Source organism: Aeromicrobium sp. Root472D3 (assembly GCF_001426485.1).
Classification (GTDB): domain Bacteria; phylum Actinomycetota; class Actinomycetes; order Propionibacteriales; family Nocardioidaceae; genus Aeromicrobium.
On the sequence record NZ_LMET01000001.1, the window covers coordinates 510,233 to 526,825 of the forward strand.

At 69.6% G+C, this 16,593-nt stretch carries 12 protein-coding genes and 2 tRNA genes; 12 read left to right on the plus strand and 2 right to left on the minus strand.

From position 1 onward, the window contains the following. Window positions 1–197 precede the first annotated feature (197 nt). Genes dnaN through ASD10_RS02535 form a run of 4 tightly spaced genes read left to right on the plus strand, consistent with a single transcriptional unit; the run spans window position 198 to window position 3,907 of the window. Window positions 198–1,340, plus strand: coding sequence for a DNA polymerase III subunit beta (gene dnaN / locus ASD10_RS02520; RefSeq protein ID WP_056604132.1), 1,143 nt, complete (start codon window positions 198–200; stop codon window positions 1,338–1,340). A 32-nt stretch (window positions 1,341–1,372) separates the two neighbouring features. Further along, window positions 1,373–2,278 (plus strand): phosphogluconate dehydrogenase (NAD(+)-dependent, decarboxylating), encoded by a 906-nt coding sequence (gene gnd, locus ASD10_RS02525; RefSeq protein ID WP_056604135.1) that lies wholly within the window; start codon window positions 1,373–1,375, stop codon window positions 2,276–2,278. 20 nt (window positions 2,279–2,298) lie between these two features. Continuing rightward, on the plus strand, window positions 2,299–3,423 hold the full coding sequence (gene recF / locus ASD10_RS02530) for a DNA replication/repair protein RecF (protein WP_056604138.1): 1,125 nt from the start codon (window positions 2,299–2,301) through the stop codon (window positions 3,421–3,423). Beyond that, window positions 3,416–3,907, plus strand: a complete 492-nt coding sequence (locus tag ASD10_RS02535) for a DUF721 domain-containing protein (RefSeq protein ID WP_056604141.1) — start codon at window positions 3,416–3,418, stop codon at window positions 3,905–3,907. The genes recF and ASD10_RS02535 overlap by 8 nt, the downstream gene beginning before the upstream one ends. Before the next feature lie 500 nt (window positions 3,908–4,407). Here the strand turns inward: ASD10_RS02535 and ASD10_RS02540 are convergent, their stop codons facing one another. Further along, entirely contained in the window at window positions 4,408–5,202 is a 795-nt protein-coding gene (locus tag ASD10_RS02540) for a phosphatase PAP2 family protein (RefSeq protein ID WP_056604144.1), read from the minus strand. A gap of 206 nt (window positions 5,203–5,408) precedes the next feature. Here ASD10_RS02540 and gyrB point away from each other — a divergent pair, with 206 nt between their 5' ends. The 5 genes from gyrB (at window position 5,409) to ASD10_RS02565 (ending at window position 11,221) form a co-directional block, all read left to right on the plus strand. After that, complete coding sequence (gene gyrB, locus ASD10_RS02545) at window positions 5,409–7,412, plus strand: DNA topoisomerase (ATP-hydrolyzing) subunit B (protein ID WP_056604146.1); 2,004 nt, start codon at window positions 5,409–5,411, stop codon at window positions 7,410–7,412. A gap of 18 nt (window positions 7,413–7,430) precedes the next feature. Then, window positions 7,431–10,043: a DNA gyrase subunit A gene (gyrA, locus tag ASD10_RS02550; protein ID WP_056604149.1), complete on the plus strand. Its 2,613-nt coding sequence runs from the start codon at window positions 7,431–7,433 to the stop codon at window positions 10,041–10,043. 26 nt (window positions 10,044–10,069) lie between these two features. After that, window positions 10,070–10,900 carry a DUF3566 domain-containing protein gene (locus ASD10_RS02555; protein ID WP_235501741.1) on the plus strand — a complete coding sequence of 277 codons (831 nt, stop codon included), beginning with the start codon at window positions 10,070–10,072 and terminating at the stop codon, window positions 10,898–10,900. A gap of 30 nt (window positions 10,901–10,930) precedes the next feature. Next, window positions 10,931–11,005, plus strand: a tRNA-Ile gene (locus tag ASD10_RS02560). 143 nt (window positions 11,006–11,148) lie between these two features. Then, a tRNA-Ala gene (locus ASD10_RS02565) sits at window positions 11,149–11,221 on the plus strand. Between the two features lie 195 nt (window positions 11,222–11,416). On the opposite strand, the gene ASD10_RS02570 is transcribed toward ASD10_RS02565, so the two are convergent. Then, complete coding sequence (locus ASD10_RS02570; protein ID WP_056604152.1) at window positions 11,417–12,451, minus strand: LLM class flavin-dependent oxidoreductase; 1,035 nt, start codon at window positions 12,449–12,451, stop codon at window positions 11,417–11,419. Window positions 12,452–12,573: 122 nt separating this feature from the next. On the opposite strand from ASD10_RS02570, the gene ASD10_RS02575 reads away from it, so the two are divergent. From ASD10_RS02575 to ASD10_RS02585, 3 genes are all read left to right on the plus strand, one after another. Continuing rightward, a complete protein-coding gene (locus ASD10_RS02575; RefSeq protein ID WP_056604155.1) occupies window positions 12,574–14,748 on the plus strand; it encodes a glutamine synthetase III in 2,175 nt (724 codons plus the stop codon). A gap of 44 nt (window positions 14,749–14,792) precedes the next feature. After that, complete coding sequence (locus ASD10_RS02580) at window positions 14,793–15,881, plus strand: S-(hydroxymethyl)mycothiol dehydrogenase (protein WP_056604158.1); 1,089 nt, start codon at window positions 14,793–14,795, stop codon at window positions 15,879–15,881. 79 nt (window positions 15,882–15,960) lie between these two features. Continuing rightward, window positions 15,961–16,590 (plus strand): MBL fold metallo-hydrolase, encoded by a 630-nt coding sequence (locus tag ASD10_RS02585; protein WP_056604162.1) that lies wholly within the window; start codon window positions 15,961–15,963, stop codon window positions 16,588–16,590. The last annotated feature ends 3 nt before the right edge of the window (window positions 16,591–16,593 follow it).

A 16,593-nucleotide genomic window follows, 5' to 3' on the forward strand; every position in this document is an offset into this window, starting at 1 on the left:
ACAGGTTGTCCACGGGCCGATTCGCCGTCGTCGCAGGGGCTACAGCGGTTGTCCACCGAATCCACAGACGCTACTACGACTACTACTCTTCTCTACATCGACAGCTCCCGCCGAAGTGACGTCCCGAGGTGTGTGTGGACAGCGCACCGTGGCAGGATCAACCACGACGGATCCCGTCCTCGGAAAGGCCCCATCACGTGAAGTTCCGTATCGAGCGCGACACCCTCGCCGACGCTGTCGCGTGGACGGCGCGCAGCCTGCCCAACCGCCCCAGCGTGCCGGTCCTGGCCGGTCTCCTGGTCGAGACGGCCGCCGACGGACTCACGCTCTCGGGCTTCGACTACGAGACCTCGACGCGCGCGACGCTGCCGGCCGAGGTCAGCGCGGACGGCCGGGCCCTCGTCTCGGGCCGTCTGCTCGCCGAGATCGTCAAGTCGCTGCCCGCCAAGCCGGTCGACGTGTCGCTCGAGGGCACCAAGGTGCAGGTCGTGTGCGGCAGCGCCCGCTTCAGCCTGCAGACCATGCCTGTCGAGGAGTACCCGCAGCTGCCCGACATGCCGACCGCGACCGGAACGGTCCGCTCGGAGGACTTCTCCACCGCCGTCGCCCAGGCCAGCGCGGCCGCCGGCCGCGACGAGATGCTCCCGCTGCTGACCGGCGTGCGCCTCGAGCTCGAGGGATCGACGATCTCGCTCATGGCGACCGACCGCTTCCGCGCCAGCCTGCGCGACCTGCAGTGGTTCCCCGAGGCCAGCGACCTGTCGGGCAACGCGCTCGTGCCGGCCCGCGTGCTCAACGAGACCGCCCGGTCGCTGACCGGTGGCGGCGACGTCACGATCGCGGTGTCGTCGGGCGAGTCCGGCGACGGCCTGATCGGCTTCGAGGGCGTCGTCGGCAACGGCACGCGCCGCACGACGACCCGTCTGCTTGAGGGCGACTTCCCGCGCGTCCGTCAGCTCTTCCAGGCCCAGGCCGAGACCGTCGCCTACGTCCAGACCCAGGCCTTCGTCGACTCGGTCAAGCGCGTCGCCCTCGTGGCCGAGCGCAACACCCCCGTCCGGCTGACCTTCTCCGACGGCGTCCTGCTGCTCGAGGCGGGAAGCGGCGACGAGGCGCAGGCCTCGGAGTCCATCGAGGCCACCATCAACGGTGCCGACATCTCGATCGGGTTCAACCCGACGTACCTGCTCGAGGGCCTCGCGGTCATGTCCGAGCCCGTCGTGCACCTGTCGTTCACGCAGCACACCAAGCCTGCGGCCATCTCGGGAGTGCCGGAGATCGGAGCCGACCCCGATGTCGCGTTCCGCTACCTGATCATGCCCGTGCGCCTGCAGAGCTGATCACCGGACACACCCGACCGTCAGGAGCGGACATGCACATCGGACTCGTGGGACTCGGCAAGATGGGTGGCAACATGCGCACCCGCCTGCGCAAGGGCGGCCTCACCGTCGTCGGCTACGACCGCAACCCCGACGTCACCGACGTCGCCTCGCTGGCCGAGATGGTCGAGCAGCTCCCGGCGCCGCGCGTCGTGTGGGTCATGGTGCCCGCCGGCGACATCACCCGCTCGACCGTCACCGAGCTGCTCGACCTGCTCGACGAGGGCGACGTGATCGTCGACGGCGGCAACTCGCGCTGGACCGACGACGAGAAGCACGCCGCGCTGGCCGCCGACAAGGGCATCGGCTACGTCGACTGCGGCGTGAGCGGTGGCGTGTGGGGTCTCGAGAACGGCTACGCGCTGATGGCGGGCGGCACGGCCGACGACATCGCGAAGGTGCAGCCGGCCTTCGACGCCCTCAAGCCCGAGGGCGAGTCGGGCTTCGTCCACGCCGGACGGGTCGGGGCGGGCCACTTCTCCAAGATGGTCCACAACGGCATCGAGTACGCCATGATGCAGGCCTACGCCGAGGGCTACGAGCTGCTCGAGAAGGTCGACATGGTCGACAACGTCACGGCGGTCTTCGACTCGTGGCGCGAGGGCACCGTCGTCCGCTCGTGGCTCCTCGACCTGCTCGTCAAGGCGCTCGAGGAGGACCCGGGCCTGTCGAAGATCCGCGGCTACGCCGAGGACTCGGGCGAGGGACGCTGGACCGTCGAGGCGGCCATCGACAACGCCGTCCCGATGCACACCATCGCGGCCTCGCTGTTCGCCCGGTTCACGTCGCGCCAGGACGAGTCGCCGGCGATGCAGGCCGTCGCCGCGATGCGCAACCAGTTCGGCGGCCACGCCGTGCAGGCCGCCGCCGAGGCAGGTCACGACCCGAAGGACGCCTGAGCCGTGACGACGGGCACCGCATGCACGTCAGCAAGCTGATCCTGCACGACTTCCGTTCCTACTCCGACGTCGAGATCGAGCTCGAGCGCGGCGCCACGGCGTTCATCGGCTCCAACGGCCAGGGCAAGACCAACCTGGTGGAGGCGATCGACTACCTGTCGCGTCTCGACTCGCACCGCGTCTCGAACGACGCCCCCCTGGTGCGGGCCGGCACCGACCAGGCGATCGTGCGGGCCGACGTCGTCAAGGGCGACCGCACGGCGCTGCTGGAGCTGGAGATCACGCCGGGCCGGGCCAACCGTGCCCGGATCAACCGCGGGGCGCTGCCGCGCACCCGAGACCTGGTGGGCGTCCTGCGCACCGTGATCTTCTCGCCCGAGGACCTCGCGCTCGTCAAGGGCGACCCGTCCGACCGGCGCAGGTTCCTCGACTCCCTGCTGGTGCTGCGCACGCCGCGGCTCGCGGGGGTGAAGGCCGACTACGACCGCGTCCTCAAGCAGCGCAACACGCTGCTCAAGTCGGCGCGCGGTCGCCGCAACGTCGAGATCGCGACGCTCGACATCTGGGACGAGAACCTCGCCCGCACCGGCGCCGAGCTCGTCGCCGCCCGCCTGACGCTGCTCGACGCCCTGGCTCCCCACCTGATCGACGCGTACGAGCGGGTCGCCGCGGCGTCCGCCCCGGACCGCCGGATCGTGCTCGCGACGTACCGCTCGTCGGTCGTGCTCGACCCCGAGCTGCGCGACCAGGCCACGATCGAGCGGCTGATCCTCGACGAGATCGAGCGCCGCCGCCGCGACGAGGTCGACCGCGGCATCAGCCTGGTCGGCCCACACCGCGACGACGTCGTCCTGACGATCGGCGACCTGCCCGCCAAGGGCTACGCGAGCCACGGCGAGTCGTGGTCGTTCGCGCTGGCGCTGAAGCTCGCGTCGTTCGAGCTGCTCCGGGCCGACGACGACGACCCCGTGCTGATCCTCGACGACGTCTTCGCCGAGCTCGACCAGGGTCGCCGCGAGCAGCTCGCAGGTCTGGTGGCCGACGCCGAGCAGGTGCTGGTCACCGCGGCCGTCGCCGACGACGTGCCCGATGCGCTGAAGGGGCACCGGTTCAGGGTCGCGGGCGGCGAGGTCGTGCGTGACTGACGACGACCCCCTCGAGCTCGCGCGTCGCATCGCGCAGTCGTACAAGGGTGCGGGCGCCCCGGGCTCCGGCGGCGGGCAGCGCCCCCGACGACGGTCCGGCCCGATCAGGCCGTCGCGCGCCAAGAACGAGGACCCCTCGCCGATCTCCGACCTGCTCGACCAGGTCGTGCGCAACCAGGGCTGGGCCGAGAAGCTCGACGACCAGCGGATCTTCACGGACTGGACGAAGATCGTCGGTCCGGAGGTCGCCCAGCACGCCCAGATCGACGGCTTCGAGGACACCGTGGTGCACGTCCGTGCGACGTCGACGGCATGGGCGACGCAGCTGAAGCTGCTGGCGCCCCGCATCGTCGCCAAGCTCAACGAGGCCCTCGGCGACGGGACGGTGACCCGCATCGACGTGCGTGGTCCGCAGGCGCCCTCGTGGAAGAACGGACCACGATCGATCCGCGGCGCCCGGGGTCCGCGGGACACCTACGGATAGGACCGGTCGCTGGCGAACGGTCGCCAGGGAGGCCGCCTGCGGCCGACCGTGAGCGAAGCGAGGCGATGTACGCAAGCCCTGACGCTCGGGTCCGCCTCTGGCTTCGCCCTCACGGTCGCTTCGCTCCCTGGCGAACGAGGAGTGGTCACGGCGCGCTCCGCTCCCTGGCGAACGGTCGCCAGGGAGGCCGCCTGCGGCCGACCGTGAGCGAAGCGAGGCGACGTACGCGAGCGTGATGCTGGGATTCGCCTCTGGCTTCGCCCTCACGGTCGCTTCGCTCCCTGGCGAACGAGGTGTGCGGTCGCCAGGGAGGCCGCTTGCGGCCGACCGTGAGCGGAGCGAGGCGACCCGACGCAAGCCTGATGGCTGTGGTTCGCCTCGGGCTTCGCCCTCACGGTCGCTTCGCTCCCTGGCGAACGGTCGCCAGGGAGGCCGCTTGTGGCCTGGGGTCCCCCCACCTCCGCTCCCTGGCGAACGACGAGGCGCGGCGGAATCCGACCTCAGTCGTTCGGGGCGGTGGCGGCGGCGGCGATGACGAAGGTCGCGGTGGCGGCGGTGACCAGACCCAGCACCAGCGAGGCCTCGACGAAGCCGTCCCAGCCCGCGACGGGACGGACGCCGATCGCGACCAGCAGCATCATCGCGGCGACGCATCCCACCACGGCGCCTGCCGTGGTGCCGGCGATCGGCGACGCCGGTCCGCGCAGCAGCAGCGCGGCGCCGGCCGTCCACACGAGCGCGACCGCGAGGGCCGCGACGACGTCGGACGGTCGGTGCCAGCCCGCCACGATCGTCGACGCGCCCGTGAGGGTCGTCGCCAGCCCGCCGCCGAGCGCCACCAGGGACCGCCAGGCGCGGGGAGCGACGAGCAGCGAGGCGCCGACGGCGCTCGCGACGACCGTCGTGTGCCCGCTCGGCAGGCTGTTGAGCGTGCCCAGGCCCAGGTCGGGCCGGTCGAGCACGGTGTGCTTGAGCAGCTGGGTCGTGACGTTGGAGCCGGCGATCACGACGACGGCCCCGACCGCCAGGGCGATGCGACCGCGCAGCACCGAGACGACGACGCACGCCGCGACGACCGCCACGATCGCGCCGATGCCGACGTAGCCGAGCAGGCTCAGCACCGTCAGGCGGGTGTCGCGACCCCCCATCACGGTGTGCATCGCGGCGTCGTCCCAGTCCTGTCCGCGCTGCGACTGCAGCGCGACGCGCACCAGGACGACGAGCGTCAGGACCCCGAGGAGCGCAGCGGTGACCGCCGAGGCGGTCGTGTCGCGGCGGACGATCGTGGTGCTCATCCCTCCACGATGCCTCACAGGCCCCAGAACGCGTGTTCCACGTGGAACGCATTCGCCCCTGGGGCCGATCAGGGCATCGGGGACCTTACTGGGACTTGACACCGGGTCCACGACGTCGTCACAGGTGCCGTTACGTGGCTCTGATGGGCACCGTGGCGCGTCGACACGCAGCTCCACATCGGTGGGTATGTCCTCAGACGCACAGAATGGCCCCCTATACTGATGAGGTGACCCAAACTCCAGATCCTGTGTCGTACGACGCCAGCAACATCCAGGTGCTCGAGGGGCTGGAGGCGGTGCGCAAGCGTCCCGGCATGTACATCGGCTCGACCGGTGAGCGCGGGCTGCACCACCTCGTCTACGAGGTCGTCGACAACTCGGTCGACGAGGCCCTCGCGGGGTACGCCTCCCACATCAAGGTCGTGATGCAGGCCGACGGCGGCATCCGCGTCGAGGACGACGGTCGCGGCATCCCCGTCGACGAGCACCCCACCGAGAAGATCCCGGCCGTCACGCTGGTGCTGACGTCGCTGCACGCCGGCGGCAAGTTCGGCGGCGGTGGCTACAAGGTCTCGGGCGGTCTGCACGGAGTCGGCGTCTCGGTGGTCAACGCGTTGTCGACAAAGCTCCATGTCGAGGTCAAGCGCGACGGCTACGTCTGGACGCAGTCGTTCACGTACGGCGAGCCCGACGCCCCGCTCGAGCGCGGTGCCGAGACGAGCGAGACCGGCACGACCACGACGTTCTACGCCAGCGCCGACATCTTCGAGACCGTCGACTACAGCTACGACACGCTCGAGAAGCGCTTCCGCGAGATGGCCTTCCTGAACAAGGGCCTCGAGCTCGTGCTGCGCGACGACCGTCCCGACGTCGAGGGCGCCGACGGCCCCCAGGGCGACGACCGCGTCCGCGACGCACGCTTCCGCTTCGACAAGGGCCTGGTCGACTACGTCGAGCACATCAACGTCGGCAGCAAGGCGCCGATCCACCGCGACGTCATCTCGATCGAGTCCGAGGACGAGTCGAAGGGCCTGTCGCTCGAGATCGCGATGCAGTGGAACGACAGCTTCATCGAGTCGGTGCACACGTTCGCCAACACGATCAACACGCACGAGGGCGGCACGCACGAGGAGGGCTTCCGCGGCGCGCTGACCGCGACGGTCAACAAGTTCGCCACGGCGCAGGGCCTGATCAAGAAGGCCAGCGACAACCTCTCGGGCGAGGACATCCGCGAGGGCCTCACCGCGATCATCTCGATCAAGCTCGAGGAGCCGCAGTTCGAGGGCCAGACCAAGACCAAGCTCGGCAACAGCGAGGCGCGCTCGTACGTGCAGTCCGTCCTCAACGACGAGCTCGGCGCCTGGTTCGAGCAGAACCCCGCCGAGGGCAAGACGATCGTGCGCAAGTCGATCGACGCGGCGACGGCCCGCATGGCCGCCCGCAAGGCCCGCGACCTGGCCCGCAACCGCAAGGGGCTCATGGGTGGCGGCGGCCTTCCCGGCAAGCTCGCCGACTGCCAGTCGCGCAATCCCGAGGAGTGCGAGATCTTCATCGTGGAGGGCAACTCCGCCGGCGGCTCGGCCAAGGGCGGGCGCGATCCGTACGCGCAGGCGATCCTGCCGCTGCGCGGCAAGATCCTCAACGTCGAGAAGGCGCGCATCGACAAGATCCTGCAGAACACCGAGGTGCAGGCCATCATCTCGGCGCTCGGCACCGGCGTGCACGAGGACTTCGACATGGCCAAGCTGCGGTACCACAAGATCGTGCTGATGGCCGACGCCGACGTCGACGGCCAGCACATCTCGACGCTGCTGCTGACGCTGCTGTTCCGCTTCATGAAGCCGCTGATCGACGCGGGTCACGTCTACCTCGCGATGCCGCCGCTCTACAAGATCAAGTGGACCAACGCGCCGGCCGAGCTCGCCTACTCCGACGCCGAGCGCGACGGCCTGCTGGCGGCCGGCAAGGAGGCCGGACGCCGCCTGCCCAAGGAGGCACCGGTCCAGCGCTACAAGGGTCTGGGCGAGATGAACGACTCCGAGCTCTGGGACACCACGATGGACCCGGCCCAGCGCGTGCTGCGCCAGGTGACGCTCGAGGACGGAGCGGTCGCGGACGAGATGTTCACGATCCTGATGGGCGAGGACGTCGAGCAGCGGCGCTCGTTCATCCAGCGCAACGCCAAAGACGTCCGCTTCCTCGATATCTGATCTGACAGGGATCCACTCATGACCGACACCACGCCTCCCCCCGAGCACGACCGGATCGAGCACGTCGAGCTGCAGGTCGAGATGCAGCGCTCCTACATCGACTACGCCATGAGCGTCATCGTGTCGCGCGCGCTGCCCGACGTCCGCGACGGGCTCAAGCCCGTCCACCGCCGGGTGCTCTACGCGATGTACGACGGCGGTTACCGACCCGATCGCGGATTCTCCAAGTGCTCGCGCATCGTCGGCGACGTCATGGGCCAGTACCACCCGCACGGCGACACCGCGATCTACGACACCCTCGTGCGCCTGGCGCAGCCGTGGGTCATGCGGGCGCCGATGATCTCGGGGCAGGGCAACTTCGGCTCGCCGGGCAACGACGGTGCCGCCGCGATGCGGTACACCGAGTGCAAGCTCGCCCCCATCGCGATGGAGATGGTGCGCGACATCGAGAAGAACACCGTCGACTTCCGTCCCAACTACGACGGCCGGTCGCTCGAGCCGACCGTGCTGCCGGCGCGCTTCCCGAACCTGCTGGTCAACGGCTCGGCGGGCATCGCGGTGGGCATGGCGACCAACATCCCGCCGCACAACCTGGGCGAGGTCGCCGACGGTGCGCAGTGGGCGCTGGCCAACCCCGAGGCGTCGCAGGAGGAGATGCTCGAGGCCCTGATGCAGCGCATCAAGGGCCCCGACTTCCCGACCAACGGACTGATCGTCGGCACCCAGGGCATCGAGAACATGTACCGCACGGGCCGCGGCTCGATCACGATGCGCGGCATCGTCGAGATCGAGGAGGACGCCAAGGGCGGCCTGAGCCTGGTCATCAAGGAGCTGCCCTACCAGGTCAACCCCGACAACCTCGCCGAGAAGATCGCCGACCTGGCCATCTCGGGTCGTGTGCAGGGCATCGCCGACGTCAACGACGAGTCGTCGTCGCGCGTCGGACGTCGCCTCGTGGTCAAGCTCAAGCGCGACGCCGTCGCGCGGGTCGTGCTCAACAACCTCTACAAGCACACCGAGCTGCAGAGCAACTTCAGCGCCAACATGCTGGCGATCGTCGACGACGTCCCGCGCACGCTGACGCTCGACGGCTTCATCAGCAACTGGATCACGCACCAGATCGAGGTCATCCAGCGACGCACCCAGTACCTGCTCGACCAGGCCGAGGAGCGCGCCCACATCCTGCGCGGACTCGTCAAGGCGCTCGACGCGCTCGACGACGTCATCGCCCTGATCCGTCGCAGCCCGACGGTCGACGAGGCCCGCGAGGGCCTGATCGCGCTGCTCACGATCGACGAGATCCAGGCCACCGCGATCCTCGACATGCAGCTGCGTCGTCTGGCCGCCCTCGAGCGTCAGAAGATCATCGACCAGCTCGCCGAGATCGAGCTCGAGATCGCCGACTACCGCGACATCCTGGCCAAGCCGGAGCGTCAGCGTCAGATCGTGTCGGACGAGCTCGCCGAGATCGTCGACAAGTTCGGCGACGACCGCCGCTCCCCGATCGTGCCGGCCGACGGCGACCTGTCGATGGAGGACCTCATCCCCGACGAGGAGGTCGTCGTCACGATCACCAAGGGCGGGTACGCCAAGCGCACCCGCACCGAGCTGTACCGCGTGCAGAACCGCGGCGGCAAGGGCGTGCGCGGCGCCTCGCTGCGCGGCGACGACATGGTCGACCACATGTTCGCGACCACGAGCCACCACTGGATCCTGTTCTTCACGACGGCCGGTCGCGTCTACCGCGCCAAGGCGTACCAGCTGCCCGAGGCGGGGCGCGACGCGAAGGGCGGGCACGTCGCCGGGCTGCTGTCGTTCCAGCCCGACGAGGAGATCGCGCAGGTGCTGGCGATCCGTGACTACGAGCAGGCCCCGTACCTGGTGCTGGCGACCCGCAAGGGCCTGGTCAAGAAGACGCGCCTCGAGGACTACAACAGCCCCCGCCAGGCCGGTGTCATCGCGATCAACTTCCGCGACGACGACGACGAGCTGATCGGTGCCGAGCTGGTCACCCCCGACGACGACCTGCTGCTGATCTCGCGCCGCGCGCAGGCGATCCGGTTCCGGGCCGACGACGAGCAGCTGCGGCCCATGGGCCGGGCGACGTCGGGCGTCACGGGCATGAAGTTCCGCGACGACGACTCGATGCTGTCGCTGTCGGTCATCCGTCGCTCGGCCGACGCGCTCGAGCAGGTCGAGGTCCCGGAGGCCGATGAGCTGTTCGTCTTCACCGTCACCGACGGCGGCTACGCCAAGAAGACGCCGATCGACCAGTACCGTTTGCAGGGTCGTGGTGGACTGGGCATCAAGGCCATGCAGATCACCGAGAACCGTGGTGAGCTCGTGGGCGGTCTCGTGCTGGTCGACACCGACGACGTCATCTCGGTGACGGCCAGTGGTCAGGTCACACGCAGCCTCGTCTCCGGCGTCAACCCCACGGGGCGTGGCACGATGGGAGTCAGCTTCGTCAAGTTCAAGGGGGACGATCGGGTCGTGACGATCGCACGCAATGCCGAGGTCCTGCAGGACGAGGCCGTGACCGAGCAGGCCCCCACGGACGAGTCCGTGACCGACGAGGCTCCCACCGACCAGACCGAGACCGACCCGACCGACGAGGGCAGTGACCAGTGACCGAAGAATCGAAGGGGTCGAAAGCCGTGCCCGGATCGGGTGCCGGTGACGCCGCCCCGACGCAGGCGATCCCGCGGATGACCAAGCCCGCGGCCTCTGCCCAGGGCACCCCGGCGGCCAAGGGCACTCCTGCCGCCAAGAGCACGCCGTCGAAGGCAACGCCGTCGAAGGCGACGCCGGCCAAGAAGGCCACGCCGGCGGCGTCCCAGACCGACAAGGGACGTCCGCGCAAGACCGCGGCTCCCACGTCGTCGTCGACCACGTCCGCGTCGTCGCCCGCGGCTCCGGCGAAGAAGGCCGCGTCCGCTCGCCCTGACCAGAAGCGGCAGATCCAGCCCGTCGGCGGTCCGACCGGTCGTCCGCTCACGGCGGCCGACTACGAGCACACGACGAAGGGGTCGCCGGCGTCCACCGCGGTCATCCCGGCCGTCAAGGACCGTCCCGACGACGCGCGCACGTCGCGCCCGGCCGAGACCGTCCAGCCGGGCCCGGGTCGCCGTGCCAGCCTGCGGCTGACGCACGTCGAGCCGTGGTCGGTCACCCGCCTGGCCTTCGCGATCTCGGTCGCCATGATGATCGTCGCGGTCGTCGCGGTCACGATCTTCTGGTTCGTCCTCGACTTCGTCGGGGTCTGGGACCAGATCAACGAGAGCTTCACGACCGTGCTGAGCGACGACACGACGGCCTTCAACGTCACCGACTACTTCGGCGTGGGCCGGGTCGTCGGCCTCACGTTGGTGCTGTCAGCCGTCAACGTCGTGCTGATGACGGCCCTCGCGACGATCGGCGCACACCTGTACAACCTGGCCGCACAGCTCATGGGAGGGGTCGAAGTGACCCTCGCTGAGGACAAGTGAAACGGGTGCGGTAGAGTTCAGGGCTGTTGCGGGCGTATAGCTCAGCTTGGTTAGAGCGCTTCCCTGATAAGGAAGAGGTCCGAGGTTCAAGTCCTCGTACGCCCACGTAGAAGGAGGTCCGATGAAGACTGTCATCGCCTTCAGCATCGCCGCCGCAGGGCTCGTCTGGGCCCTCGGCCGGAGATCCGGAGATGCGCCGCCCGACACCTGGTCGGCTGCCACGGATCGTCTGTGATCCACACCAGCACGGGGCCATGGCGCAATTGGTAGCGCACCTGCTTTGCAAGCAGGGGGTTCGGGGTTCGAGTCCCCGTGGCTCCACCCTCGACATCCCCCGGTCCCTCGGACCGGGGGATTCGTCGTTCCCGGGGCCGGTGCGACGGTCGCGGTTGTGCACAGGATTGTCCCCAGCCGGTGGATGAAATCCCATCGATGTGATTCAGCACGGTCCACAGCCCGGGTTACGCACAGCTGTGTACACACCTGTGGAAAATGACACGGGTGTAGTTCCGCAGGTCAGGCGGCGGATCGCCACCCCAGGAGAGGTGCCAGGACCGTCGCGATGTCGGTCAGGATCTGCTCGTAGTCGGCGTGCTCGAACGTGAACGGGAGCGCGAACGCGACCTCGTCGACGGCCTGGAAGCCGGCGTGTTCCCACAGGCGGTCGGCGATCTGTGAAGAGGTTCCGACGAGATCGGGAGCGAACAGCAGGCGACCGGGCCCCTGCGGCTCACGGGTGCGGTCGAGCCGCGACGCGGCGTACGCCTCGTACCGGGCGGCCTGCTCGGGCGTCGCGGAGTCGGTGGGCACCACGACGAGGCCCTGCGACACCCGGGCGGCGCCTCCGAGCGGGTGCAGCTCGCGGAACCGGTCGATCTGGGCGCGCTGGATGCGGGCGAAGTCCTCGCCGTCGCCCACCAGGTCACCCTCCGCGCGGACGACGCTGCTGGTCAGCAGGTTGAGCCCGGAGCGCGCGGCCCACTCCACCGACGCGAATCCTGCGCCGCCGTACCAGACCCGGTCGGCCAGACCCCGGGCGTGCGGCTGGATGCGCGCCGAGAACGTCTCGATGCCCTGCGTCCCCTCGAACGTGCTGACCCGCTCGCCCCGCAGCGCGTGCAGCAGCCGGTCGACCCGGGCGTACGAGAAGTCCTCGGCGTCGGCGGTGTCGGGGTACAGGTGCGCCTTGATGTCGTCGTAGTGCGTCGGTGGGCCGACGCTGACCCCGGGGTTGAGCCGGCCGCCCGACAGGACGTCGACGGTCGACAGGTCCTCGGCCAGACGGAAGGGGTTCTCGAGCCCGAGCGGGGTGACGGCGGTGCCGAGCTCGATGCGGGACGTGCGCTGCGACGCCGCCGCCAGCACCGCCACGGGCGACGAGATGCCGTGCTGCAGGTGGCGGTGCCGCAGCCAGGCGCTGTCGAAGCCCAGCCGCTCGCCGAGCTCGATGACCTGCAGCGTGCTCTCGTGACCCGGCCCCGGGTCGTGCTCGTCGAACAGGCCGATGGTCAGGAATCCGAGCTTCTTCAACGGACGGTCGGGGGTGCTCACGTCGTCCAGCCTATGGTTCCCGGCACGAATCGCCGCTGACACGTCGGCGAAACGTCCGTGGATCATCCTGAGACCGGCAGCCGCTCGAGGACTGCCCCTCGCCCCCGAGAAGGACCGATCACATGAGCGCGAACCCCGTCCGCCTGCAGGCCATCACCGACGTCGAGGCGTACGTCCCGCCGGCCCCGAGCTGCGTCCCCGGTGAGACACCGGGTGACATCTTCGGCGCGAACGTCTTCAGCAGGACCGTGATGCAGAAGCGCCTCCCGAAGTCGGTCTTCCGGTCGGTCGTCGCCACGATCGACAACTCGGAGGTGCTCGACCCCCAGGTCGCGGACGCCGTCGCGTCGGCCATGAAGGACTGGGCCATCGAGAAGGGTGCGACGCACTACGCCCACGTGTTCTACCCCCTGACGGGATTCACGGCCGAGAAGCACGACGGCTTCTTCGACCCGGTCGGCGACGGGACGGCCCTGGCCGAGTTCGCCGGCAAGACCCTCGTGCAGGGCGAGCCCGACGCCTCGAGCTTCCCCAACGGCGGCCTGCGCAACACCTTCGAGGCGCGCGGCTACACCGGCTGGGACGTCACGAGTCCCGCGTACATCCTGGAGAACCCGCACGGCAACACCCTGTGCATCCCCACGGTCTTCATCTCGATGACCGGCGAGGCGCTCGACCACAAGACGCCCCTGCTGCGGGCCCAGCAGGCCATGGCGGTGCACGCCGAGCGCGTCCTGACCCTCTTCGGGCACACGCCGTCGGCGGTCGTCTCGTACTGCGGTCCCGAGCAGGAGTACTTCCTGATCGACCGTCACTTCTTCGTGGCCCGTCCCGACCTGCTCAATAGCGGTCGCACGCTGTTCGGTGCCAAGCCGCCCAAGGGCCAGGAGTTCGACGACCACTACTTCGGCGCGATCCCCGAGCGGGTGCTCGGGTTCATGGCCGACACCGAGCGCGAGCTGTTCAAGCTCGGCATCCCCGCCAAGACCCGCCACAACGAGGTCGCGCCGGGACAGTTCGAGATCGCCCCGATGTTCGAGGCCGCCAACGTCGGCGCCGACCACCAGCAGCTGCTCATGACGACGTTCAAGACCGTCGCCCGCAAGCACGGCATGGAGTGCCTGTTCCACGAGAAGCCGTTCGAGGGCGTCAACGGCTCGGGCAAGCACGTCAACTTCTCGCTCGGCAACGCCACCGAGGGCAATCTGCTGCTGCCCGGCGACACCCCGCACGACAACGCCCAGTTCCTCGTGTTCTGCGCCGCGGTCATCCGCGCGGTCCACCAGTACGGAGGGCTGCTGCGGGCGTCGGTCGCGTCGGCGAGCAACGACCACCGTCTCGGGGCCAACGAGGCACCCCCCGCGATCATCTCGATCTTCCTCGGCGACCAGCTGGCCGGCGTCTTCGAGCAGCTCGCCAAGGGGCCTGCGACGTCGTCGAAGGGGCGCGGGACGCTGCAGATCGGCGTCGACACGCTGCCGGTGCTGCCGACCGACCCGGGCGACCGCAACCGCACGAGCCCGTTCGCGTTCACGGGCAACCGCTTCGAGTTCCGCGCCCCGGGCTCGCTGCAGTCGGTCGCCGGACCCATGACCACGATCAACGCGATCATGGCCGAGGCGCTCGACCACATCGCGACGAAGCTCGAGACCGCGGTCGAGCTCGGCACCGAGCTCAACGAGGCCGTCCAGGCGCTGCTGACCGAGCTCATCACCGAGCACGGCTCGGTCGTCTTCAACGGCAACGGCTACTCCGACGAGTGGCAGGTCGAGGCGGCCGAGCGCGGACTGCCCAACCTGCGCTCGACGCTCGACGCGCTGCCCGAGCTGATCACGGAGTCGTCGGTGCAGCTGTTCGAGCGCTACGGCATCTTCACCGAGAGCGAGGCGCACAGCCGGTACGAGATCGGTCTCGAGCACTACACGCAGAGCATCATGGTCGAGGCGCTGTCGACGCTCGAGATCGGTCAGACGTCGGTGCTGCCGGCCGCGGTCCGCTACCAGACCGAGCTGGCGACCAACGTCAGCGCGTTGAGGACCGCCGGCCTCGAGCCCGACATGGACCTGCTGCACGAGATCACGTCGGTCATCGACGACCTCCGGGTCGGCATCGGCGCGCTGCGACTGGCGCTGGACGGCGACCACGGCGACGACGGCCTCGCCGAGGCGACGTACGCGCAGTCGGCCCTGCTGCCGGCGATGGCGACCGTCCGCGCCGCGGCCGATGCGCTCGAGGCCGTCGTCGCCGACGACCTGTGGCCGCTGCCGACCTACCAGGAGATGCTCTACATCCTGTAGGCCGATAGCGTCGTGGTGACCGCAGCCACGACCGAGGAGCCCGCATGCCGCAGACCGTCCGAGGAGTCATCGCCCGCTCGAAGGGCGCACCCGTCACCGTCGAGAACATCGTCATCCCCGACCCGGGTCCGGGCGAGGCGGTCGTCGACATCTCGGCGTGCGGCGTGTGCCACACCGACCTGCACTACCGCGAGGGCGGGATCAACGACGAGTTCCCGTTCCTGCTCGGCCACGAGGCCGCCGGCATCGTCGAGTCGGTCGGTGAGGGCGTCACGGACGTCGCGCCGGGCGACTTCGTCGTCCTGAACTGGCGCGCGGTGTGCGGCAGCTGCCGGGCGTGCCTGCGCGGTCGCCCCTGGTACTGCTTCGACACGCACAACGCGAAGCAGAAGATGACGCTCGAGGACGGCACGGAGCTGTCGCCCGCGCTGGGCATCGGCGCCTTCGCCGACAAGACGCTCGTGGCGGCGGGCCAGTGCACCAAGGTCGACCCTTCGGCGTCGCCAGCCGCGGTGGGCCTGCTGGGTTGCGGTGTCATGGCGGGTCTCGGTGCCGCGATCAACACCGGCAACGTGCAGCGCGGCGACTCGGTCGCGATCATCGGCTGCGGCGGCGTCGGATCGGCGGCGGTCGCCGGTGCCCGTCTGGCCGGCGCGGCGAAGATCATCGCGATCGACCTCGACGACCGCAAGCTCGAGTGGGCCACGGGTCTGGGCGCGACGCACACGATCAACCCGTCGGCCGACGGCGACGTGGTCGAGGCGATCCAGGCCCTGACCGACGGCAACGGCGCCGACGTCGTGATCGACGCGGTCGGTCGCCCCGAGACGTGGAAGCAGGCCTTCTACGGCCGCGACCTGGCCGGCACCGTCGTGCTGGTCGGCGTCCCGACGCCCGACATGCAGCTCGACCTGCCGCTGATCGACGTCTTCGGTCGCGGCGGCTCGCTGAAGTCGAGCTGGTACGGCGACTGCCTGCCGTCGCGCGACTTCCCGATGCTGGTCGACCTGTACCAGCAGGGACGCCTCGACCTCGACGCGTTCGTGACCGAGACGATCGGCATCGACGACGTCGAGGCCGCGTTCGACAAGATGCACGACGGCACGGTCCTGCGATCGGTGGTGACGCTGTGAGCGAGCGTCAGCGAGTGAACCATGGGCAATGTGCCGGAGCGTCGCCTGCGTACCGTGCACTCTCCACGGAGGTGACGCTGTGAGCACGGCGAGGGTCCAGAAGGTCGTGACGTCGGGACAGTTCGCGCTCGACGGCGGCAGCTGGGACGTCGACAACAACGTCTGGCTGGTCGGCGACGACGCCGAGGTGATCGTCATCGACGCCCCGCACGACGCCGCACCGATCCTCGACGCGATCGACGGGCGCACCGTGGTCGCGATCGTCCTGACGCACGGGCACAACGACCACATCAACGCCGCGGTCGAGCTGGGCGAGGCCACGGGTGCCCAGGTGTGGTTCCCGCCCGAGGACCGCATGCTGTGGGACGCCGAGCACGACACCGCTCCCGACCAGGAGCTGCACTCGGGGGCGACGTTCGAGGTCGCCGGCACGACGCTGCGGGCGATCCCCACGCCGGGTCACTCACCGGGCAGCACGTGCCTCTACGCACCCGATCTGGGCGTCGTCTTCAGCGGCGACACGCTGTTCAACGGCGGACCGGGCGCGACGGGACGGTCCTACTCGGACTTCCCGACGATCATCGAGTCGATCCGGGAGCGTCTGCTGACGCTCCCGGACGACACGGTCGTGCACACGGGCCACGGCGACGACACGTCGATCGGCGCCGAGAAGCCCCACCTCGACGAGTGGATCACCCGAGGCTCGTGAGGT